We start from the raw sequence: 20,095 nt of genomic DNA on the forward strand, positions 1-20,095 counted from the left end.
TGGTGGAAAAACGTGGCCGCCAGATCGGCCCAAGGGGCATAAAAATCCCGTCTCAGGCTCGGCACTTTCGTTTGGTTCGAACATCCCCATGACCGCAGAACTATCCGCCGGCGCCACGGATCGCTCCGATGTGACGGCCAGAGCCTTGCTCCTGCTGCCGCTGACGGTCGCCTGCGGTGTGTTCATGACCAGCCTCGACCAGAATGTCGTGGTGACGGCGCTGCCCGGCATCGGCGAAAGCCTTGCCCGCCCACCGAGCCAGCTCGGCCTGTTGATCACCGTCTATGTCGCCAGCCTGATCATATCGATGCCGCTCGGCGGCTGGGCCGCCGACCGCTTCGGCCTGCGCAATGTCTACTGCTTTGCCTTGCTGGTGTTCGCCACCTCCTCGGCGCTCTGCGGCCTGTCGAACGACATCTGGACACTGGTCGGCGCCCGCGCGCTGCAGGGATTTGGCGGGGCGCTGATGGGCACGCTCGACCAGGTCGTCATCCTGTCGAGTTTTCCCCGCAACCGGACGCTGAAGATCAACATGTATATCTCGGTCGCCAGCCAGACCGGGCCGCTGGTTGGGCCGCTCGTCGGCGGCGCGCTGACCACCTACATTTCCTGGCGCTGGATTTTCTTCATCAATGTGCCGTTCGCGCTGGCGGCGGCAGTCCTTGCCGCCTCACTGTTCCCGACCATGACCAAGCCCGTTCGCACGCGGTTCGATTTTCCAGGCTTCCTGCTGGTCGGCAGCGGCATGATCCTGCTGGTGTTCGGCATGGACTCGCTGGCCGCCAAGGACGCCGGCGGCGGCATGATTGCCGGCGAACTGGCGCTGGCGGTCGTCATCCTGTCGATTGCCTCGCTCTACTGCCTGCGCGTGCCCAATCCCCTGCTCGATTTAAAACTCCTGCGCATCCGCACCTTCCGCATCTCGTTCCTCACCGGCGGCGGGCTGGACACGATCGGGCTGAGCTCCGTCGCCTTCCTGCTGCCGCTGATGTTCCAGCTCGGCTTCGGCATGAGCGCGGTGCAGGCGGGATCGCTGACTTTCGTCGCCGCGCTCGGTTCGGTGATCATGCGCCTCTTCATGCCGCGCGTCCTCAACCGGTTCGGCTTCCGCCGCGTGCTGGTCATAAACACGCCTGTTGTTGCCGCGATGGTCGCCGGCTTCGCCTTGATGCAGGCGACGACGCCGGTCTGGATCGTGCTTGGCTACATCTTTGCTTTCGGCGTTTTTCGTTCCGTCCAATGGGCCTCGACCGGAAATCTCGCCTATTCCGACATCGCCCCCGACCAACTCGCCCGCTTCAGCGCGCTTTACTACATTCTCTGGCAGCTCGCGGTGGCGGTCAGCGTCGGCCTGGCGGCGGCCATGCTGTCGTTCCTGGCCGGCGGCGGGCCTGCCGTGACCAATGATTTCCGGATCCTGTTCGCGATCGAGGGCGTCATCACGCTCTGCGCGCTGCTTGCCTACCTCAAGCTGACACCGCAGGACGGCGCCCATGTCAGCGGCCACGGTGCACAGATGAATACGGAATAGCCTTTGCCGGGCAGCCGCTCTATTCGCTGAACGTCACCCACTCTTCCAGCGGCACGCGGTCGGTGCGGAAGGCGTTTTCCGGCTTGGAGGTGTCCTCATAGCCGAGCGCCATGCCGCAGACGACGATCTCCTCGTCGGGAATGTTGAGCACCGGCCGGATCTGCCGGTGGTAGGGCGCGAAGGCCGCCTGCGGGCATGTGTGCAGGCCCCTGCCCCGCGCCGCGACCATGATGTTCTGCAGGAACATGCCGTAGTCGATCCACGAGCCCTGGTTGAGCCGGCGGTCGATGGTGAAGATCATGCCGACCGGCGCGTCGAAGAAGACGAAGTTGCGGTCGTGCTGGGCACGCATCTTGTCGACCTCGCGGCGGCCAATGCCGAGCGCGCCATAGAGGCCGAAGCCATTGGCGCGTCGTCGCGTCAGATAAGGTTCGAAGAACTGGGTGGGATAGTAGCGATACTCGTCCCAGTCGGCCTTTTCGGCGCGGATACCGGAATTCAGAATGGCATCCGAGATCTGCTGCTTGGTCTCGCCCTTGGTGACGTAGACCCGCCATGGCTGCATGTTGGTGCCGGACGGCGCGCGCGCCGCAACCTCCAGAATGTCGCGGATGGTGTCGTCGTCGATCATGTCGGGCAAAAATGCGCGCACCGAGCGGCGCGACACGATCGCCTCGTCGACGATCTCGGCCTCATCCGCGATTCGAGCCTTCTTTTCCAACATGGGCCGTCCCTTAGCCTTTGCGTCGATCGGACGTCCCCACTCGCCGCTCGCGGCGGAGCCTTTGCATGAACCGTCAAAATCCTGCAAGCAAATCTTGAGCATTGGTGAAAATCTACTTGATTTTTTCATGAGCTTGATTTCTCATGAAATTCGGATTGAAATTTTCATGAAGTGAGCGTTTTGGCGTCTCCTACCGCGCGAACATTGCAGGGACCTGACGAACGCGTGCTGGCCAGCGATATCCGCGCGCTACGCCGGGCGCGCGGGCTGACGCTCGCTGAAATAGCGCTGAAACTCGACCGTTCGGTCGGCTGGGTCAGCCAGGTCGAACGCGGCCTGTCGACGCCGTCGCTCAGCGATCTCAGGGCGTTTGCCGAATTGTTCGGCGTGCCGATCAGCCTGTTCTTCAGCCATGACGTGCCGGTCGAAAGCGAGCGCGGCGTGGTGGTGCGGGCTGGCAGGCGCCGCACCCTTGGCACCAGCGAATCCGGTCTGGTGGAAGAACTCCTGTCACCCGATCTCGGTGGTAGTTTCGAGATGGTGCGCTCGATCTTCGCGCCGGGCGCGCAGATGAAGACCGAGCAGCTGCGGCCGACCGAGGAAGCCGGCTATCTCGCCTCGGGTGTTTTCGAGATCGAGATTGCGGGCGTCTGGCACCGGCTCGGCGAAGGCGATTCCTTCCGCTTCGAAGGCAAGCCCTATCGCTGGCGCAATCCAGGCACCGAGCCGGCGGTTGTCATCTGGGTGGTTTCGCCGCCGGTTTATTGAAATAAGATTTGGGAGAAGAACATGGCGGGTTTGCCGAGCACGGCGCGCGTGGTGATCATCGGAGGTGGCGTCGTCGGCACCTCCTCGCTCTATCATCTCGCCAAGGCGGGCTGGACCGACTGCGTGCTCCTGGAAAAGAACGAGCTGACATCAGGCTCGACCTGGCATGCCGCCGGCAATGTGCCGACCTTCTCCTCGTCCTGGTCGCTGATGAACATGCAGCGCTATTCGACCGAGCTCTATCGCGGCCTCGCCGACGCGGTCGACTATCCGATGAACTACCACGTCACCGGCTCGCTGCGCCTTGCCCATACGAAAGAGCGCATGCAGGAATTCCAACGCGCCAAGGGCATGGGCCGCTATCAAGGCATGGATATCGACGTGGTCGGCGTCGACGAGATCAAGCGCCGCTACCCCTTCATCGAGACGCATGATTTGAAAGGCGCGCTCTACGACCCGAGCGACGGCGACATCGATCCGGCGCAATTGACCCAGGCGCTGGCCAAGGGGGCGCGCGACCTGGGTGCGAAAATCATCCGCTTCTGTCCCGTCACCGGCGTGCGCCGCGAGAAGGACGAATGGGTGGTCACCACGCCGCAAGGCGAGATCCGCTGCGAAATCGTCGTCAATGCCGCCGGTTATCGTGCCGCCGAGGTCGGCCGGATGTTCGGCCGCGAGGTGCCGATGATGGTGATGAGCCACCAGTACATCCTGTTCGAGGAAATCCCCGAACTGGCGGCCTGGTCGAAGGAACAAGGCAAGAAGCTGCCGCTGCTGCGCGATGTCGATACGTCCTATTACCTTCGCCAGGAAAAGGCCGGCATGAATCTCGGCCCCTATGAGCGCAATTGCCGTGCGCATTGGGCCACCCCTGGCGATCCGATGCCGGAGGATTTTTCCTTCCAGCTCTTCCCCGACGATCTCGACCGGCTGGAACATTACCTGGCAGACGCCGTCGCCCGCGTGCCGATCCTGGGCACGGCCGGCCTGTCCAAGGTCATCAACGGACCGATCCCCTATGCGCCGGACGGTAATCCGCTGATCGGGCCGATGCCCGGCGTGCCCAATGCCTTCGAGGCCTGCGTCTTCACTTTCGGCATCGCCCAGGGTGGTGGCGCCGGCAAGGTGCTGGCCGAATGGGTCACCCAGGGCCAGACCGAATGGGATATGTGGTCCTGCGATCCGCGCCGTTTCACGTCCTTTGCCTCGGCGCCGGATTATTGCGTCGCCAAGGGCATGGAAATCTACGGCAATGAATACGCCATCCAGTTCCCGCGCCACGCCTGGCCGGAAGGGCGCGACCGCAAACTGTCGCCGATCCATGATCGCACAAAAGCGCTCGGCGGTCGCTTCGACGCCTATAATGGCTGGGAACGCGCCACCTGGTACGCGAAGGACGGCGACGACATTTCCGAGGAAGCGACGCTGACTTTCCGCCGCGACGGGCCCTGGCAGCATCGCGTGCGCGAAGAATGCCTGGCGGTGCGCGACGCCGCCGGCATCCTCGACCTGCCCGGCTTCTCGCGCTTCCGGTTGCAAGGCCCTGGCGCGCGTGACTGGCTGGCGACGATGATCACCGGCCTGGTGCCGAAACCTGGCCGCATCGGCCTCGGTTACTTCTCCGACGACAAGGGCCGTATCGTCACCGAGATGTCGATCATGGCGCTTGCCGAAGACCTCTTCTTTTTGATCACCGCTTCCGTTGCAGAGCAGCACGACTTCGAGTGGCTGCAGTACCATCTGCCGCAACCCAATGAACTCACTCTGCAAAACCTCACCGAGGCCTTCAGTTGCCAGATCCTGTCCGGGCCGAAATCCCGCGACATCCTCTCGGAATTGACGGCCGCCGACCTTTCGCTGCCCTGGCTTTCGCACCAGTCGGTGCAGATATCAGGGCACTGGTGCCAATTGGTGCGTGTGTCCTTTGTCGGCGAACTCGGGTGGGAAATCCACACCAAGGTCGATGACACGGCAGCGGTCTTCGACGCCGTGTGGGCGGCGGGACAAAAACACGGACTGAAGCCATTCGGCATGTACGCACTGGATTCGCTCAGGCTCGAAAAAGGCTACCGCACCTGGAAGGGCGATCTGTCGACCGACTATTCCATCCTGCAAGGCGGGCTCGAGCGTTTCGTCAAATGGGAAAAGCCCGATTTCCGCGGCAAGGCAGCACTTCAGAACGAGAAGCAGCAAGGCGTGAAGAAGCGCTTCGTCACGCTGGTCGTCGAGAACCCCGGCGATTGCGACGCGCCCTACATGTCGACGCTGTGGCATGGCGGCCAGATCGTCGGCGAGACCACCTCGGGGGGCTGGGGCCATCGCATCGACAAGTCGATCGCGCTCGGCATGCTGCGCGTGGATTTGACCGAGCCCGGCACCTCCGTCGAGGTCGAAATCTTCGGCGACCGTTTCCAGGCGGTCGTGCAGAAGGACGAGCCGCTCTGGGATCCCAGGAACGAAAGGCTGCGCGCATGAAGAATGTCATCCTCACCGATGGTGGCATGGGCCAGGAACTGGTCCGGCGCAGCAAATCCGAGCCGACGCCGTTGTGGTCAGCCAGGGTCCTGATCGACGAACCCGATCTGGTGCGCGACCTGCATGCCGAATTCATTCGCGCCGGCGCCCGCGTGATCACCATCAACACCTATTCGGCGACACCTGAGCGGCTAGCGCGCGAGGGTGCCGAGGACCTGTTCAAGCCGCTGCAGAAGCGCGGCATCGAATTGGCCAGGCAAGCGTGTGACGAGGCCGGCGAGGCAGCGATCGCCGGCTGCCTGTCGCCGCTTTTCGGCAGCTACGCCCCGGCGCTGACCATTTCCTATCAGGAGACGCTCGACATCTACCGCCGTATCGTTGCCGAGCAGGCGGATGGCGTCGATCTCTTCCTCTGCGAAACCATGGCCTCGTCCGATGAGGCGCGGGCGGCCGTCACCGCGGCATCGGAAAGCGGCAAGCCGGTCTGGGTGTCGTGGACGCTCGCCGATCACGGCACGCCGCGGCTGCGCAGCGGCGAAACAATAGCCGCCGCGGCAAGCGCGCTCGATGGCCTGCCGATAGCGGCGCGGCTGCTCAACTGCTGCCGGCCGGAAACGATCGCCGCCGCCTTGCCTGAACTGATCGACCTCGGCGGCCCGGTTGGCGCCTATGCCAATGGCTTCACCTCCACGGAGGCGCTCAAGCACGGCGGTACCGTCGATGTGCTGCACGCCCGCCACGACCTCGCCCCGGACGCCTATGCCGAGCAAGCGATCGGCTGGGTGGAGGCAGGTGCTGACATCGTCGGCGGCTGCTGCGAAGTCGGACCGCCGCACATTGCCGCGCTGCGCGATCGACTGCAGCAGGACAGTTACGAAATTTCGGGGGTTTTGCATGCCTAGACCATCGTCTCGCATTTCCGGCATCGTGCCTTCGGGCAAGGATGGCTGGGAGGTTCACTTCGCTGCCTGGACGCGCAAGGAAGCCGGTGAGGACATCATCATGCTGTCGGTCGGCGATCACGACTTCGACACGCCCTCGCAAACGATCGAGGCCTGCGTGACCGCGGTTCGCGGCAGCAACCACCACTACACCCCGCTGCCCGGCCTGCCGCGCCTGCGCCAGGCAATGGCGGCCGCCTCCAGCGCCTGCACCGGCATCGAGACGACGCCTGATCAAGTGATCGCCACGCCGGGCGGCCAGGCCGCCCTCTATGCGGCCGTGCAGGCCGTTCTCGACCAGGGCGACCATGCCATCGTGGTGGCACCCTATTATGCCACCTACCCCAACACGTTCAGCGCCGCCGGAGCCAGTTTCACCGTCGTCGAGACGCCGGCCGAAGACGGGTTTCAGCCTCGCGCCGACATGATCCGCGCGGCACTCAGGCCCAACACCCGCGCCATCCTGATCAACACGCCGAACAATCCGACGGGTGCGGTCTATTCGCGCGAGCGGCTGGAACAGCTGGCGCAAATCTGCCGCGAGCATGACCTCTGGCTGCTGTCTGACGAGGTCTACTGGACGCTGGGTGGCGGCGAGCATGTCTCGCCACGCTCGCTGCCCGGCATGGCAGAGCGCACGCTGGTCATCAATTCCATGTCCAAGAGCCACGGCATGACCGGCTGGCGCATGGGCTGGCTGACCGGTCCGCAGGACATGATCACGCTGCTCATCAACCTCAATCTGGTGACGACCTACGGCTTGCCGGCCTTCATCTCGATTGCCTGCGCCGAGGCGCTCGAGAACCGTTACGGCGTCAAGGAGATCGCCGAGCGCTATGCGGCGCGCCGGACCGTCCTGCTGGATGCCGTGCGCGGCATGAACAATGTCAGCGTGCGCGGTTCCGAAGGCGGCATGTATGTCATGCTCGACATATCCGATGTCGAGCCGGACGACGAGAAATTCGCCTGGGCCCTTCTCGACCAGGAGAAGGTCGGCGTGATGCCCGGCTCCAGCTTCGGCGAAGCGGCCGCCGGCCACATCCGCATCAGCCTCTGCCAGCCGGAGCCCGTACTGCAGGAGGCCGCCGCTCGGCTGCGCCGTTTTGCTTCCACCTATCGCCGCGAGGCCGCATGACCAGGACCATCCCCACCAAGGCCCGCGCGGTGATCATCGGCGGCGGCGTTTCCGGCTGTTCGGTCGCCTACCATCTGGCCAAGCTCGGCTGGACCGATATCGTGCTCCTGGAACGCAAGCAGCTGACCTCGGGCACGACCTGGCATGCTGCCGGCCTGATCGGTCAGTTGCGCGGCTCGCAGAACATGACGCGGCTGGCGAAATATTCGGCCGACCTCTACGTCAAGCTGGAAGCCGAGACCGAGGTCGGCACCGGCATGCGCCAGGTCGGCTCGATCACGGTCGCGCTGACCGAGGAGCGCAAGCACGAGATCTACCGGCAGGCGTCGCTGGCGCGTGCCTTCGACGTCGATGTGCGCGAGATTTCGCCGAATGAAGTCAAAGAGATGTATCCGCATCTCAATGTATCAGACGTCGTCGGCGCCGTGCATCTGCCGCTCGACGGCCAGTGCGACCCCGCCAACATCGCCATGGCGCTGGCCAAAGGCGCACGCCAGCGCGGCGCCACCATCGTCGAGAATGTGAAGGTCACCAAGGTCCACACCAGGGATGGTCGCGTTACAGGCGTGTCCTGGGCGCAGGGTGACGAACAAGGCATGATCGAGGCCGACATTGTCGTCAACTGCGCCGGCATGTGGGCGCGTGAATTGGGCGCCCAGAACGGCGTCACCATCCCGCTGCACGCCTGCGAGCATTTTTATCTCGTCACCGAGCCGATCCCCGGCCTCAGCCGACTGCCGGTGCTGCGTGTACCGGACGAGTGCGCCTACTACAAGGAAGACGCCGGCAAGATGATGCTCGGCGCCTTCGAGCCGGTGGCCAAGCCATGGGGCATGGACGGCATCCGCGAGGATTTCTGCTTCGACCAGTTGCCCGAAGATATGGACCATTTCGAACCGATCCTCGAAATGGGTGTCAACCGCATGCCGATGCTGGCGACCGCCGGCATCCACACCTTCTTCAACGGCCCCGAAAGTTTCACGCCGGACGACCGCTACTATCTCGGCGAGGCGCCGGAACTGCGGGGCTACTGGATGGCGACCGGCTACAATTCGATCGGCATCGTCTCCTCCGGCGGCGCCGGCATGGCGCTGGCGCAGTGGATCAACGATGGCGAAGCGCCGTTCGACCTCTGGGAAGTCGACATCCGCCGCGCCCAGCCGTTCCAGAAGAACCGCCGCTATCTCAAACAGCGCGTCTCCGAAACGCTCGGACTGCTTTACGCCGACCATTTCCCCTATCGGCAGATGGCGACATCGCGTGGCGTGCGCCGCTCGCCCCTGCATGAGCACCTGAAGGCGCGCGGTGCCGTGTTCGGCGAGGTCGCCGGCTGGGAGCGCGCCAACTGGTTCGCACGGGAGGGCCAGGAGCGCGAGTACCGCTATTCCTGGAAGCGGCAGAACTGGTTCGACAACCAGCGCGAGGAGCATCTGGCGGTCCGCAACAAGGTCGGTCTGTTCGACATGACCTCGTTCGGCAAGATCCGCGTCGAGGGTCGCGATGCCTGCGCTTTCCTGCAAAGGCTGTGCGCCAACGACATGGACGTGGCGCCGGGCAAGATCATCTACACGCAAATGCTCAACCAGCGCGGCGGCATCGAGAGCGATCTCACCGTGTCCAGGCTTTCGGATACGGCCTACTTCCTCGTTGTGCCCGGTGCCACGCTGCAGCGCGATCTGGCTTGGCTGCGCCGGCATGTCGGTGAAGAGTTCGTGGTCATCACCGATGTTACGGCGGCTGAAAGCGTGCTCTGCCTGATGGGTCCGGATGCGCGAAAGCTGATCCAGAAAGTCAGTCCCAACGATTTCTCCAACGAGAACAACCCGTTCGGCACGTTCCAGGAGATCGAGATCGGCATGGGGCTGGCCCGCGCCCACCGCGTCACCTATGTCGGCGAACTCGGCTGGGAGCTCTATGTCTCGACCGACCAGGCGGCACATATCTTCGAGGCGATCGACGAGGCCGGCGCCGATGTCGGCCTGAAACTCTGCGGCCTGCACACGCTGGATTCCTGCCGTATCGAAAAGGCTTTCCGGCATTTCGGCCACGACATCACCGACGAGGACAATGTGCTGGAAGCAGGCCTCGGCTTCGCGGTGAAGACGGCCAAGGGTGATTTCATCGGTCGCGATGCCGTGCTGAAGAAGAAAGACGCCGGATTGAACCGCCGGCTGGTCCAGTTCCGGCTGAAAGACCCGCAGCCCCTGCTCTTCCACAATGAAGCCATCCTGCGCGACGGTAGGATCGTCGGCCCGATCACCTCGGGCAATTACGGCCACCACCTCGGCGGCGCCATTGGGCTCGGCTATGTGCCGTGCCCGGGCGAGAGCGAGGCGGATGTGCTGGCCTCATCCTACGAGATCGAGATCGCCGGCGAACGGTTTGCGGCGGAGGCCTCGCTGAAGCCGATGTATGATCCGAAGGCGGAAAGGGTGAAGATGTAGCCCTCCACCTTCTCCGCTTGTGGGAGAAGGTGGATCGGCGCGTAGCGCCGAGACGGATGAGCGACTATCTGAGGTGTCAAGTTGCATTTGCGAATTCGTTACGCGCGTCGCGTGCTTTTGCATTGAGAATGACGAGCAGCTTGCGGGCGAGCGCAATGCGGATGACCATTTTCTCCTTTCCGGCAGTCTGCAACCGTTGCTTGAAAGCTGCCAGATGCGGATCATATTTGGCAACGATGCTGGCAACGAGAAAGAGGACGCCGCGCGGCCCTGCCCGACCGCCGCGCACTGGTCTTCGACCGCTGCGCTTGCCACTGTCATTGGCGATCGGCGCCAGGCCGGCCAACTTGGCGATGGCCTTGTTGGAGAGGATGCCGATCTCCGGCAACTGCGCCATCAGCCGCGCCACGGTGCGAGAGGCAACACCCTTGAGCGAGCGGAAGGCTCGGTCGAGGCATGCCCACAGCGGATCGTCATCGATGAGCGTGGCGATCTCACCTTCGAGCCTGCGGCTCTGGCGCGCAAGCAGCGCGATCACTTCATCGAGGCTGGCGATAGTTTCGGCGTCGGCGGTGCTCTTGCGCTGCTTTTGAATGGTGAGATCTCCTCCCACCTGGGAAAGCCGCGCAACCAGCGCCTTGAGCCGCTGCTGGGCCGCGCTCGGCGGCGGCGTCGGCTTGAGCCGCTTGACGGCACCATAACGGGCAATCACGGCGGCATCGATTCTGTCGGTCTTCTCCAGGAAACCCATTGCCTCGGCGAAGTAGCGAACGCTCCTCGCGTTGGCCATGCCGCAGGGTTGGCCCATCTCCCACAAGAGCAGGAAGGCCAGCCGTTCGTAGCCGCCACTGGCCTCCATGATGACGAGTTCGACATCATGGTTCTGACACCAGGCGGCCAGATCGGCGATGCCTGCCGCATCGTTGGCGAAGCGGTTTGCCGCTCCCATCGGCTCGATATGGGCGTCGAGCCAGTCTTTCGAAATATCTATTCCACAGAGGGTCGTGTTCACGGTAACCTGCCTTGTGCGTGCGATTGGAGCCAAGCGACTATTCGGTCGTGCGTGACGAAGACGAAGATCCCAGGCTCATCCACGGTTGTAGCCGCAGGGGTGTCGGGCGACTTCGCCAAGCCTCGAATCGGATGGCCGTCCGGTTCGAGGCTCAGTCGCTTCCATCGCACAAAGTCTCCTCCGTGCAGATACAAGGGGTGCGCGACAAAGCGCAGCGTGAAAAGATCGAAGGATCTCAAGCGCTTATTACTGCAAAGCAGAGATCCTTCACGCACCCCTCATCCGACCTCGCTTCGCGAGGCCACCTTCTCCCACAAGGGGAGAAGGGAAAGTCGCGCATCGCTCAAAACCGCTCCAACCTCGTCCGCACCTTCGCCAGAAACGCCGCCCGCGTCTTTGGCGTCGAGGCGTCCATCAGATAGTGCGCCAGGAAGAACGTGCTGCAGCGTCGCGCGCACAATGCCCGCATGCCGCGCAGCAAGGTCTTGCGCCCGGGCTGGCCGACGACGACGCTCCACCAGGTCGGCGCGCCGCAAGTGGTGATGACGCCGACCTTGGTGACATGCGTCATCAGCGATTTGATCCGCCCCTTGCCCGCCGGCAGTTTGAAGGCGACGTCCGTCGCCCACACCCGGTCGAGCCAGCCCTTCAGCATCGCCGGCAGCCCGTACCACCAGGTCGGATAGACGAACAGGATCGCTTCGGCCCATGCCAGCAGTTCGAAATGCGGCTTCAGCGCCGGGTCCTGCGGCGCCTGATTGTTGTAAGTGCGCCGCTCGTCGCAGCCCATCACCGGGTCGAATTTCTCGGCATAGAGGTCGAGCAGCCGCACCTGGCAGCCCCTGGCCTTGAGCACATCCAGAGCGGTGTCGCGGATTGCCGCGCAAAAGCTTTCCGGCACCGGATGGCAATAGACCACGAGGACACGCATCAGAATGCATCCATGCTCGCCGCAACCTTCGTCATGAAGGATTTTCGCGTTTGGTCGGTCGACAGGTTCATCGCGTAATGCGCGAGATAAGTCACCGGCGCGCGGGGCTTTACTGTGGCGCGCAGCATGCGCTTGACCAACCTGCGTGGCGGATCGCCCATCACCATGGCGCGGAACCGGCTGCCGCCATAGGTGGTGACGGCCGCGACCTTACGGATGTTGTGCAGCGACGGCTGCACCTTGCCGTCGACCAGCCTGAACGACACGCCGGGCAGGAAGACGCGGTCGAAAAAACCCTTGAGGATCGCCGGAAAGCCGTAGTTCCAGACCGGATAGGAAAGCACCAGCGCCTCGGCACGCAGCAGGCGCTCGACATAAGGCGACGCCGGGTCCGCGGCGCCGCGCTGGTTGTGATAATCCAGCCGCTCCTGGCGCATCAGCCGCGGGTCGAAATCCTCGGCATAGAGGTCACAGTCATCGATCGTATGGCCCGCTGCGGTCAGCCGCTCGACGATCAACCGGTGCAGGCCGGCATTGAAGCTGGTCTCGACCGGATGGGCGTAGAGGACGAGGATGTTCATCAGCCTGCCTTTTGCAGCCCCTTGAACAAAAAAGTCCGGCCGGAACGATAGTCATAGTCCGGATTTTCCCAGGCGATCATCTTGCCGGGATTGAGCAGGCCTTGCGGGTCGGTCTCGCGCTTGAAGGCGAGTTGCACGGCATCCGTCTGCTTCATGCCACCCTCCTCCAGCGTGTAGCGATGCGGGTTGAAGATCGGGCAGCCATTTTCCTCATGCAGGCGCACGATCTCGTCAAGCCGCGCCTCGGTGGTGAATTTTACCAGCGGCAGGCCGAAACAGGTGATGTTGCCGTCCAGCCGCACGAATTCGAGATGCGAGAACACTTCGCCGGGAAACATCGCATCCATTTTCTCGACCAGCGCCAGCTGGTTGGGAAAGGGATAGAGCGACTGCAGATAGGTGATGTCGGGATCGACGCGCAGCGCCCTCAGCGTCGTGTGGTTCCAGGCCAGCTCATAGGCCGGCGGCAGGCCTTTCTTCTCCTCGGGCGTCGCGGTGGCGGCGTTGAAGATCACCTCGCCGCCGGCGCGCCGGGTGAAGGCGAAGAAAGCATCCAGCCCGTGCTGCGCCACCATGACGACGCAGATGCTTTGCCCCTCCCTGAAAAACTTCTGGTGGCGCTTGAAATAGAGCTGCGGCACAGGCGCGGCGATCGGCGTGATCAGCTTGGTCAGGATGCCGTCCTGGCAGGCCAGCGCATTGCCGTAGCGTGCCGCGTCCATGAAGGCACCGAAGCCGACAATGACGTCAACCCAGTCATAGGCCGCCGTCAGCGGCATCTCGACTTCGGTGATGATGCCGTTGGTGCCGTAGGCGTGGGTCACCTTGTGCAAATCCTCGCCGGTGAGTTCGAGCGCCTTCGGCTCGGCCTCCATCGTCACCACGCGCAGGCGCAGCACATTGCCGAAATCGCGCAACCCGCCGAAATTGATCGAACCGACGCCGCCCGAGCCGCCGGCGATGAAGCCGCCGATCGAGGCGGTGTTGTAGGTCGAGGGCGACAGCCGAAGCTCCTGCCCGGAATGCGCACGTGTTGCCTTGTCGATATCGGCCAGAATAGCACCAGGCCCGGTCACCACGCGCCCCGGCGCGATCGACTTGATCTCGTTCATCTCGGCAAGGTTCAGCACCACGCCGCCCGACAAGGGCATCGCCTGGCCGTAATTGCCCGTGCCGCTGCCGCGCGGCGTCACCGGCACGCCATGCCGGTGACAGGCGGCGAGCACGCGGATCAACTCGGCCTCGGTCTTCGGCGTCACGATCAGGTCGCCGGTGACATGGTCGAGTTGTTGTTTCAGCACCGGGCTGTACCAGTAGAAATCGCGGCTCTTCTGCTGGACGATGGCCGGATTGTCGTCGAGCTTTATCCCGTCGAGATCGCGTTTGAGCGCCGAAACGTCCATCATTCCACCATCAGTCCGTCGAGTTCGGAATAGTCGGGCAATTGCCGCTCGATCGCGCGGCCGCCGCGCACGACGATGCGATCGGATTCGGGCCGCGACAGCAATTCCGTCCAGCTTCGAGCTTTGAACAGGATGAAATCGGCATCGCCGCCGGCGGCAAGCGTGCCAAGCCCATCAAGCCGCATCACCTTGGCCGGCGTCGCGGTGACCGCTAGCGGCCAGTCGGCGACCGGATGATCGAAATGCAGGATGCGCGTCGCCATGCGATAGACCTCCAGCATGTCGAGATCGCCATAGGCATAGAAGGGATCGCGTGTGTTGTCGGAAGCCACGGCGACAGGAATGCCCCTCGCCTTCATCTCGTGCAGCAGCGTCACGCCACGCCAACGCGGCGTGGTCTGGTTCGCGCGCCGATCCTGCAGGTAGAGATTGCACATCGGCAGCGACACCACCGCCAGCCCGGCCTTCGCCACCTTGTCCAGTGTGTCCAGCACCTCGAGATCGGGCTGCCGCGCCAGCGAACAGCAATGGCCGACGAGGATCTTGCCCTCGAAACCGTTCCATAGTGCTGCCTCGGCGATCTTCTTCAGCGAGATCGCCGCAATGTCATCGGTCTCGTCGGCATGGAAATCGAGATCGAGCCCATGCTTGATCGCTTGCGCGAAGACATGATCGAGCAGTTCTTCCAGATCCGGCACCATATAGGTGACGACGCCGAGCACGCCCTTGGCGGCGGCGACCCGTTTCGCCAGCCTGTCGAACCATTTCTTGTCGCGCACGCCTTCGATGCCGAGCAGGCAGGCGCCCTGCAACTCGATGCGGCCGCGCCAGGCCTCGCGCATCGTCTCGAACACCGGCCAGGAGATGTCCTCCTGCGGCGCGACGCTGTCGAGATGGGTGCGCAGCGCCCTGGTGCCATGCGCATAGGCCGAGCGCAGCGAGAAATCCATGCGTTTGGCGAGATCCTCGGCGCTCCAGCGCGCGACGCGGTCGGCGCCGGCGGCATTGAGCGCGCCCATGAAGGTGCCGTCGGGATTGGGCTTCCGCGGCCAGATATGGCCCTTGTCGATATGGGTGTGGCAGTCGACAAAGCACGGCAGAACGATGCGGCCGGCAAGATCGACGGCACCGGGTGGCGCCGCTGCCCGATCATGCACTGCAATGCCGGCGATCTTGCCGTCGGTGACCGTGATATCGGCCAGCGCAAAGCCATCGCCGTCATAGGTCGCAGTGAGCCCCGGCGTCAGCGAGGCGTGAAGGCGGGCGTTGGTGAGCCGGTATGAAGCTGAGTCCGGAATCAAGGCACTACCGCTCCTGCTTCAGCGCGCTTTCGTGCCAGCGCCTGAGAATAAGATGCGAAATCAGCGACAGCACGAGGAAGATCAGGATGCCGGTCAGCGAGATCAGGAACAGCGCCGCGAACAGTCTCGGCGCGTTGAGGCGGTAGCCGGCCTCGATAATGCGCGAGGCGAGCCCGGACGACTGGCCGGTGGCCCCGGCGACGAACTCGGCCACCACGGCGCCGATCAGCGACAGGCCGCCGGCGATCTTCAGCCCGCCGAGGAAATACGGCATCGCCGCCGGCAGCCTGAGATAGCGCAGCTGCTGCCAGCGCGTCGCGCCGTTGAGCTTGAACAGGTCGCGCAGATTGCGGTCGACCGAATTCAGGCCGAGCGTGGTGTTGGACAGGATCGGAAAGAAGGCGACGATCCAGGCGCACAGCAGAAGCTTGGTTGTCTGGTTGTTCACATAGATGTTGATCAGCGGAAAGATCGCCACGATCGGCGTCACCTGCAGCACGATGGCGAACGGGAAGAACGACATCTCCACCCATTTCGATTGCGCGAACAGCACCGACAGGCCAACGCCGCCGATGACGGCCAAGGCCAGGCTGAGGAAGGTGATGCGCAAGGTGACCAGCAGCGAGGAGAACAGCAGGCCGGCATCGTTGTAGAGCGTCTGCAGCACCACGCCGGGGCGCGGCAGGATATATTGCGGGATCTCGTCCCACACGCAGATGCGATCCCACAGCCAGATCGCCAGGATCATGATCGCCAGCGGCAACACCCAGCGGCCGACCCGCTCGAGCCGCTCCTGACGCACACGGCGCGCTTCCTCGGGGTCGAGTTTCAACGTGCCGTCAATGACCGTCATGATGCGGGCCCGCTGTTGAATTGATGGCATTGACCAGCACGTCGGAAGCCTGGCGGCAAAGGGCTGCATAGTCGGGCGAGGTGCGAAACGCCTCGTCGCGCGGATAGGAGGCCTCGATGGCGAGTTCGTCGAACACCCGGCCAGGCCGCGCCGCCATGACGACGACCCGGTTGGACAAAAACACACTCTCAAAGACGCTGTGGGTGACGAAGACGACGGTGAAGCGTTCGTCCTGCCACAGTTCCAGCAGATCGTTGTTGAGCTTGAAGCGGGTGATCTCGTCCAGTGCTGCGAAGGGTTCGTCCATCAACAGCACGCGAGGCTTGGTCACCATGGCGCGCGCGATCGAGACGCGCATCTTCATGCCGCCCGACAGCTCGCGCGGCACGGCGTTCTCGAAGCCGGTCAGGTGCACCCGCGCCAGCATCTGCGTGATCGCCGGGGCGGCCTTGGCGCGGGAAATGCCTTTCAGCCTGAGCGGCAGCCAGACATTGTCGAAGACGCTGGCCCAGGGCAGCAGCGTCGGCTCCTGGAAGACGAAGCCGATATTGGCGCGGTCGAGCGAACCGCCGCCGCGCCAATCGAGCACGCCGGAGGTCGGCGTCGACAGGCCGGCGATCAGCCGCAGCGCCGTCGACTTTCCGCACCCGGACGGCCCGAGCAGGCTGAGGAAATCGCCTTCCCGGATCGTCAGGTTGACATTGCTCAGCGCCGTCACGCCGTTGGAAAACACCTTGCCGACGCCGCGCAGCGCCAGCAAGGTCGGAGCGTCCGATGCCGGCGCTCGCGCCACCTTTTCCCCTATCATACTCAGGCTGGCCTATTTCTTCAGGTCGAGCCCGACGCCCTTGTTGACGAAGGCCAGCGTGTAGGCCTTCGAAATGTCGATGCCCTCCGGCGTAACCTTGGCCTTGACCATCTTGTCATAGAAACTCTTGATGCGCGCGTCGGTCATGGCGCCGATGCCGAGCTTCTCGGTATCGCCGGAATCGGCAAGGCCGAACTTCTTCATCTGCTCGATCGAGAAGGCGATCTGCTCGTCGCTCATGTCAGGATTGTCTTTCTTGATCATGTCGTTGGCGGCCTTGTTGTCGCCGTAGAGGTACTTGTACCAGCCCTTGGCCGAGCCATCGACGAAGCACTGGACCACCTCCGGCTTCTTGTCGATCGTGGCCTGCATCACTTCGATCGTCGTCGAGTAGGTGTCCCAGCCATAGTCGGCGAGCAGGAACTGGTTCGGCACGAAGCCGCCTTCCTTCTTGACCGCGAACGGCTCCGAGGTGACGTAGCCCAGCTGGATCGACTTCTTGTTGGCGAGGAAGGGAGCGGTGTTGTAGGTGTAGGGCGCGCGCTTGGCGGCGTCGAAGCCGAGTGCGGTGACCATCCACTGGAAGAAGGTCTGCACGCCTTCGTCGCCAAGGATGTACTGGTCGGCGTTCTTCAGATCTTCCCACTTGTCCAGCCCCTCGCCGGGATGGGACATGAGGACCTGCGGATCCTTCTGGAAGTCCGCCGCAACCACGCGCATCGGGATGCCTTGCTGGACCGCATCGAAGGCCGACAGCAGATTGCCGCCCATGTAGAAATCGATCTTGCCGGCCAAAAGCATCGGCCGGCCGCTGACCTGCGGGCCGCCCTGCATGATGGTGACGTCGAGGCCGCAGGCGGCGTAGGTGCCGTCCGCCACGGCCTGGTAGTAACCGCCATGTTCCGGCTCGGCCAGCCAGTTGGTGCCGAAGGTGACTTTTTCATTCGCTGCGGCCCCCAGCGTGCTGGCCGCCAGCAGGGCCACCGCCGCTACCGAGATCTTCTGTTTTGCATACATCGACAACCACCCTCTGTTTGCTCCGGCGCCACGCGCCAGGCTCGACACCAAAGATTCAAGAAGCAAGACACATGCCACCGGCGTCTCGCGCCGGAACCCGCCCGCCTGCACCACAGCCATCTGCGAAAGCCGGAAAGGTCGTGCTGCACCGAAGGCATCGTGCCTATTTTTTGAACGCCTGTCCACAATCGCACCGGCAACATGCACCACCATCTTGAAGCTGTGATGCGTCCCGCCTTAGGCTGACGGCATCCAGGAGATTGCCATGTTCAGATTCCTCACCCCGAAATCGATCAAGCCGCCCTTTGCCCGCTACAGCCACGGCGTCGAAGTGCCGGCGGGCAAGCGGCTGGTGCTGTGCTCGGGCCAGGTGGCGATCACGGCGGACGACCAGATTCCCGAGGACGCCGGCGCCCAGGCCGAACTCTGCTTCCGCAACATCGAGGCAATCCTCGGCGAGGCCGGGCTGGGGCTCGCGGACATCGTGCGCATCAACGCCTACGTCACCGACCGCGCCCATTTGCGCCCCTATATGGATGTCCGCGACAGGCTGTTTTCGAGCCCTGCGCCGGCCTCGACGCTGATGATCGTTTCCGGCTTTGCTCGCGCCGAATTCAAGGTCGAGGTCGAAGCCATCGCGGCCGGGTGATCGACAGCAGGCCTGTGCCGCGCTAGGTCTCACCGTTCATCGAAGAGGCATGACATGACCGCTGCAAGAAGACGCGTCTGGTGGGGCGACTACCGGACAACCGAATACGCCTCGATCGATCCGGAGGCGACGATTGCCGTTCTGCCGGTGGCGGCGATCGAGCAGCATGGGCCGCATCTGCCTGTCTCGACCGACACCTCGATCATGAACGGCATGCTGGACACGGTCATTTCGCGCCTGCCAGACGATCTCGACATCCGCATCCTGCCGGTCCAGGCCGTGGGCAAATCGAACGAACACCTGCATGCGCCGGGTACACTCACTCTGCCGGCAACGACGCTGGTCGAAGCCTGGACCGAACTTGGCGTGTCGATCGCCCGCGCCGGGGTGCGCAAACTCATCGTCGTCAACTCGCATGGCGGCAATGAAGAGATCATGGGCATCATCACGCGCGAATTGCGGGTGCGCGAAAAGATGCTGGCGGTGAAGACGAGCTGGCAACGCTTTGGCCGCCCGGCCGGCATGTACAGCGAACTCGAGGACCGTCACGGCATCCATGGCGGCGATGTCGAGACCTCGCTGATGCTGCATTTCCGGCCGGACCTCGTCGACATGGCCAAGGCCGATAATTTCGTTTCCAATGTCACCAGGGCCGAAAAGGAATTTTCGCTGCTGCGCCACACCGGCACCCACGCCTTCGCCTGGATCGCCAGCGATCTCAACCCCAATGGCGTGGTTGGCGACGCCAGCATAGCGACGGCGGAAAAAGGCCGGCTGACCGCAGAGCATCAGGCCGACGGTTTCATCAGCCTGCTCAGGGATGTGCGCAAGGCGAAGCTCGCCGACTGGCTGAAATAGCCGCTTAGCCACAATCGCGCCTTCGCAAAAAACACTCCCGTATATGAGATTTTGACAAACTTTGCCAAAATGGTTCATACTGGACGGGATATGGAGGCCGATATGGCAACAATGAACGTATCATTGCCTGATCCGATGAAGGATTGGGTTGAGGCGCAAACCGAAACGGGTCGCTACGCCAACGCGAGCGACTATGTGCGCGATTTGATCCGTCGGGATCAGGAGCGCAACGACAACATTGCCGCCATGCAGCGCTTTGTCGATGACGGATTGAAGAGTGGTATCGGCAATCGATCCAGGGACGCGCTTTTTACTGAGGCGGTCAAACGCGCTGGAAAGTCACCCGGCAACGGGTAATGGGATTTCGCCTTTCTTTAGCCGCGGAAGAGGACATCATCGGTATTGCCGAGCAAGGGGTGCGCCTGTTCGGTGCTGTGCAGGCCAGACAGTATCATGACGAGTTGTTCGCGATCTTTGACCTGATCGCTGCCGGTCCCCGAATGGCACGGGAGCGGCTTGAATTGTCGCCACCAATGCGTATCCATCCCTTCAAGGCCCATCTTGTCGTCTACCGGATCGAAGCCGACGGCGACGTGTTCATTGTCCGGGTACGCCACGGGCACGAAGATTGGGCGAATGAAGGCACTCGATAGTCCTACAACGA

Annotated in this window: 19 protein-coding genes; 10 read left to right on the top strand and 9 right to left on the bottom strand. The window is 63.3% G+C overall.

The window, feature by feature from the left end; all coding sequences use genetic code 11:
* Positions 1-88 precede the first annotated feature (88 nt).
* Entirely contained in the window at positions 89-1,531 is a 1,443-nt protein-coding gene (locus MAFF_RS06285) for an MFS transporter (RefSeq protein ID WP_010910043.1), read from the top strand.
* Between the two features lie 19 nt (positions 1,532-1,550).
* On the opposite strand, the gene MAFF_RS06290 is transcribed toward MAFF_RS06285, so the two are convergent.
* Positions 1,551-2,255, bottom strand: coding sequence for a nitroreductase (locus MAFF_RS06290; protein ID WP_010910044.1), 705 nt, complete (start codon positions 2,253-2,255; stop codon positions 1,551-1,553).
* A gap of 225 nt (positions 2,256-2,480) precedes the next feature.
* On the opposite strand from MAFF_RS06290, the gene MAFF_RS06295 reads away from it, so the two are divergent.
* Genes MAFF_RS06295 through MAFF_RS06315 form a run of 5 tightly spaced genes read left to right on the top strand, consistent with a single transcriptional unit; the run spans position 2,481 to position 10,018 of the window.
* Positions 2,481-3,023, top strand: coding sequence for a helix-turn-helix domain-containing protein (locus MAFF_RS06295; protein ID WP_010910045.1), 543 nt, complete (start codon positions 2,481-2,483; stop codon positions 3,021-3,023).
* Positions 3,024-3,044: 21 nt separating this feature from the next.
* Positions 3,045-5,498: a GcvT family protein gene (locus MAFF_RS06300; RefSeq protein WP_010910046.1), complete on the top strand. Its 2,454-nt coding sequence runs from the start codon at positions 3,045-3,047 to the stop codon at positions 5,496-5,498.
* A complete protein-coding gene (locus MAFF_RS06305) occupies positions 5,495-6,400 on the top strand; it encodes a homocysteine S-methyltransferase family protein (protein WP_010910047.1) in 906 nt (301 codons plus the stop codon). The genes MAFF_RS06300 and MAFF_RS06305 overlap by 4 nt, the downstream gene beginning before the upstream one ends.
* Positions 6,393-7,574: a pyridoxal phosphate-dependent aminotransferase gene (locus MAFF_RS06310; protein ID WP_010910048.1), complete on the top strand. Its 1,182-nt coding sequence runs from the start codon at positions 6,393-6,395 to the stop codon at positions 7,572-7,574. The genes MAFF_RS06305 and MAFF_RS06310 overlap by 8 nt, the downstream gene beginning before the upstream one ends.
* Positions 7,571-10,018 carry a GcvT family protein gene (locus MAFF_RS06315; RefSeq protein ID WP_010910049.1) on the top strand — a complete coding sequence of 816 codons (2,448 nt, stop codon included), beginning with the start codon at positions 7,571-7,573 and terminating at the stop codon, positions 10,016-10,018. The genes MAFF_RS06310 and MAFF_RS06315 overlap by 4 nt, the downstream gene beginning before the upstream one ends.
* Before the next feature lie 76 nt (positions 10,019-10,094).
* On the opposite strand, the gene MAFF_RS06320 is transcribed toward MAFF_RS06315, so the two are convergent.
* From MAFF_RS06320 to MAFF_RS06355, 8 genes are all read right to left on the bottom strand, one after another.
* Entirely contained in the window at positions 10,095-11,030 is a 936-nt protein-coding gene (locus MAFF_RS06320) for an IS110 family transposase (RefSeq protein ID WP_010910050.1), read from the bottom strand.
* 343 nt (positions 11,031-11,373) lie between these two features.
* On the bottom strand, positions 11,374-11,961 hold the full coding sequence (locus MAFF_RS06325) for an NAD(P)H-dependent oxidoreductase (RefSeq protein ID WP_010910051.1): 588 nt from the start codon (positions 11,959-11,961) through the stop codon (positions 11,374-11,376).
* On the bottom strand, positions 11,961-12,542 hold the full coding sequence (locus MAFF_RS06330) for an NAD(P)H-dependent oxidoreductase (protein ID WP_010910052.1): 582 nt from the start codon (positions 12,540-12,542) through the stop codon (positions 11,961-11,963). The genes MAFF_RS06325 and MAFF_RS06330 overlap by 1 nt, the downstream gene beginning before the upstream one ends.
* On the bottom strand, positions 12,542-13,945 hold the full coding sequence (locus tag MAFF_RS06335; protein ID WP_010910053.1) for an FAD-binding oxidoreductase: 1,404 nt from the start codon (positions 13,943-13,945) through the stop codon (positions 12,542-12,544). The genes MAFF_RS06330 and MAFF_RS06335 overlap by 1 nt, the downstream gene beginning before the upstream one ends.
* Positions 13,945-15,246, bottom strand: coding sequence for a cytosine deaminase (locus MAFF_RS06340; protein ID WP_010910054.1), 1,302 nt, complete (start codon positions 15,244-15,246; stop codon positions 13,945-13,947). Before MAFF_RS06340 ends, MAFF_RS06335 begins: the two co-directional genes overlap by 1 nt.
* 4 nt (positions 15,247-15,250) lie before the next feature.
* Positions 15,251-16,099: an ABC transporter permease gene (locus MAFF_RS06345; protein ID WP_010910055.1), complete on the bottom strand. Its 849-nt coding sequence runs from the start codon at positions 16,097-16,099 to the stop codon at positions 15,251-15,253.
* Positions 16,086-16,907, bottom strand: coding sequence for an ABC transporter ATP-binding protein (locus tag MAFF_RS06350; protein ID WP_010910056.1), 822 nt, complete (start codon positions 16,905-16,907; stop codon positions 16,086-16,088). The genes MAFF_RS06345 and MAFF_RS06350 overlap by 14 nt, the downstream gene beginning before the upstream one ends.
* Positions 16,908-16,919: 12 nt before the next feature.
* Positions 16,920-17,924, bottom strand: coding sequence for an ABC transporter substrate-binding protein (locus tag MAFF_RS06355; RefSeq protein WP_010910057.1), 1,005 nt, complete (start codon positions 17,922-17,924; stop codon positions 16,920-16,922).
* 265 nt (positions 17,925-18,189) lie between these two features.
* Here MAFF_RS06355 and MAFF_RS06360 point away from each other — a divergent pair, with 265 nt between their 5' ends.
* The 4 genes from MAFF_RS06360 (at position 18,190) to MAFF_RS37510 (ending at position 20,084) form a co-directional block, all read left to right on the top strand.
* Entirely contained in the window at positions 18,190-18,573 is a 384-nt protein-coding gene (locus MAFF_RS06360) for a RidA family protein (protein ID WP_010910058.1), read from the top strand.
* 54 nt (positions 18,574-18,627) lie between these two features.
* Complete coding sequence (locus MAFF_RS06365) at positions 18,628-19,431, top strand: creatininase family protein (RefSeq protein WP_010910059.1); 804 nt, start codon at positions 18,628-18,630, stop codon at positions 19,429-19,431.
* Between the two features lie 102 nt (positions 19,432-19,533).
* Positions 19,534-19,788 carry a type II toxin-antitoxin system ParD family antitoxin gene (locus MAFF_RS06370; RefSeq protein ID WP_027046965.1) on the top strand — a complete coding sequence of 85 codons (255 nt, stop codon included), beginning with the start codon at positions 19,534-19,536 and terminating at the stop codon, positions 19,786-19,788.
* Entirely contained in the window at positions 19,788-20,084 is a 297-nt protein-coding gene (locus MAFF_RS37510) for a type II toxin-antitoxin system RelE/ParE family toxin (protein WP_010910061.1), read from the top strand. The genes MAFF_RS06370 and MAFF_RS37510 overlap by 1 nt, the downstream gene beginning before the upstream one ends.
* Positions 20,085-20,095: the final 11 nt, after the last annotated feature.

This window comes from Mesorhizobium japonicum MAFF 303099 (genome assembly GCF_000009625.1).
In the GTDB taxonomy this organism is placed as follows: Bacteria; Pseudomonadota; Alphaproteobacteria; order Rhizobiales; family Rhizobiaceae; genus Mesorhizobium; species Mesorhizobium japonicum.

Coding starts and splice junctions, on each gene's coding strand:
- MAFF_RS06315 (WP_010910049.1), top strand. CDS start 7,571: ATGACCAGGACCATCCCCACCAAGGCCCGCGCGGTGATCATCGGCGGC.
- MAFF_RS06290 (WP_010910044.1), bottom strand. CDS start 2,255: ATGTTGGAAAAGAAGGCTCGAATCGCGGATGAGGCCGAGATCGTCGAC.
- MAFF_RS06350 (WP_010910056.1), bottom strand. CDS start 16,907: ATGATAGGGGAAAAGGTGGCGCGAGCGCCGGCATCGGACGCTCCGACC.
- MAFF_RS06365 (WP_010910059.1), top strand. CDS start 18,628: ATGACCGCTGCAAGAAGACGCGTCTGGTGGGGCGACTACCGGACAACC.
- MAFF_RS06370 (WP_027046965.1), top strand. CDS start 19,534: ATGGCAACAATGAACGTATCATTGCCTGATCCGATGAAGGATTGGGTT.
- MAFF_RS06300 (WP_010910046.1), top strand. CDS start 3,045: ATGGCGGGTTTGCCGAGCACGGCGCGCGTGGTGATCATCGGAGGTGGC.
- MAFF_RS06335 (WP_010910053.1), bottom strand. CDS start 13,945: ATGGACGTTTCGGCGCTCAAACGCGATCTCGACGGGATAAAGCTCGAC.
- MAFF_RS06325 (WP_010910051.1), bottom strand. CDS start 11,961: ATGCGTGTCCTCGTGGTCTATTGCCATCCGGTGCCGGAAAGCTTTTGC.
- MAFF_RS06360 (WP_010910058.1), top strand. CDS start 18,190: ATGTTCAGATTCCTCACCCCGAAATCGATCAAGCCGCCCTTTGCCCGC.
- MAFF_RS37510 (WP_010910061.1), top strand. CDS start 19,788: ATGGGATTTCGCCTTTCTTTAGCCGCGGAAGAGGACATCATCGGTATT.
- MAFF_RS06285 (WP_010910043.1), top strand. CDS start 89: ATGACCGCAGAACTATCCGCCGGCGCCACGGATCGCTCCGATGTGACG.
- MAFF_RS06355 (WP_010910057.1), bottom strand. CDS start 17,924: ATGTATGCAAAACAGAAGATCTCGGTAGCGGCGGTGGCCCTGCTGGCG.
- MAFF_RS06305 (WP_010910047.1), top strand. CDS start 5,495: ATGAAGAATGTCATCCTCACCGATGGTGGCATGGGCCAGGAACTGGTC.
- MAFF_RS06345 (WP_010910055.1), bottom strand. CDS start 16,099: ATGACGGTCATTGACGGCACGTTGAAACTCGACCCCGAGGAAGCGCGC.
- MAFF_RS06310 (WP_010910048.1), top strand. CDS start 6,393: ATGCCTAGACCATCGTCTCGCATTTCCGGCATCGTGCCTTCGGGCAAG.
- MAFF_RS06330 (WP_010910052.1), bottom strand. CDS start 12,542: ATGAACATCCTCGTCCTCTACGCCCATCCGGTCGAGACCAGCTTCAAT.